Annotated in this window: 1 protein-coding gene; it reads left to right on the top strand. The window is 43.8% G+C overall.

Annotated elements, in window-relative coordinates; genetic code table 11:
• Window positions 1-94: 94 nt before the first annotated feature.
• Complete coding sequence (locus A1D25_RS05090; RefSeq protein WP_157394617.1) at window positions 95-1282, top strand: integrase core domain-containing protein; 1188 nt, start codon at window positions 95-97, stop codon at window positions 1280-1282.
• Window positions 1283-1312: the final 30 nt, after the last annotated feature.

Raw genomic sequence — 1312 nt, 5'->3', positions numbered from 1 at the left:
GGTACAACCTGATAACATCGTTTACATCTTAACCCAAAGACATCGTTTACATTCTTTCGTAAACTTATCATCAAAATCCTTGAGGAGATTGATGATGCCTTGGATAGAGACCAATACGATGCAACAGCGTGTACTGTTTATTAAAGCGTGGCTTAGCCGACGCTATACTAAAGTTGAACTCTGTAAACAGTTCAATATCAGCCGTCCAACAGCTGATAAATGGATTAAACGCCACGAACAGCTTGGCTTTGAAGGTTTAACCGAGTTATCTCGTAAACCGCTTCATAGCCCAAAGGCTACACCATCGTGGATTTGCCAGTGGCTTATCAATGAGAAGATTAAACGTCCTCATTGGGGTCCCAAAAAACTGCTAGATAGCTTTGCTCGGCATTTTCCTGACCAAAAAAAGCCTGCTGATAGCACCGGTGATTTAATTTTGGCTCGTGCCGGACTTGTTCAACCGAGAAAGCTCAAGCGACGTATGAGTGCGTATTCCGAACCCTTTGGCGATTGCTCCGCACCTAATGCTACTTGGAGTGCCGATTTTAAAGGGCAATTTTTGCTTGGTAACCAAAAGCCCTGCTATCCGCTTACCGTAACGGATAATTTCAGTCGCTTTTTGTTCTGTTGCAAAGGATTACCGAACACACGTTCAGCCCCTGTTATTGCTGAGTTTGAACGTCTTTTTACGGTGTTTGGTATGCCTTGTGCGATTCGTACGGATAACGGTTCACCCTTTGCTTCACAAGCACTAGGTGGCATCAGCAAATTATCTAAATGGTGGATTGACTTAGGCATTCGTCCAGAACGCATTAAGCCATCACACCCGGAGCAAAATGGGCGACACGAACGAATGCACCGTAGCTTAAAAGCCCAGCTTTCGCCTAAGCAGAGCTTGGAAGCACAGCAAGAGTTCTTTGACCAATTCTTGCAAGAATATAACGAAGAACGCTCGCACGAAGGTATTGGTCGTAAAACGCCGACAGAATGCTATCAGCCATCAATGCGGACTTACACAGGGGTCATTAAGCCTTATGACTATGATGACGGTGTTGATATCCGCAAAGTAAAATTAAGTGGCGAAGTAAAATGGCAAGGTAAAACATACTACCTTAGCCAAGTGCTTGCCAATGAACCGGTTGCCTTTGAGCCTTACGCAGACGGTATTTGGCATATTTACTATCGTTTTCATTTCTTAGGTATTTTTGATGCCCGAGAAATGAAAATTAAACCTGCCACTCAGTGGCATTTACAACCCAGTAAATGTAAACGATGTCCTTAGGGAAAATGTAAACGATGTTTGGGTTGTACA

It is taken from the genome of Ursidibacter arcticus (genome assembly GCF_009761375.1).
GTDB lineage: Bacteria > Pseudomonadota > Gammaproteobacteria > Enterobacterales > Pasteurellaceae > Ursidibacter > Ursidibacter arcticus.
Note: the sequence above shows the minus strand (reverse complement) of the source record. Positions and strands in the feature narration are given on the sequence as shown.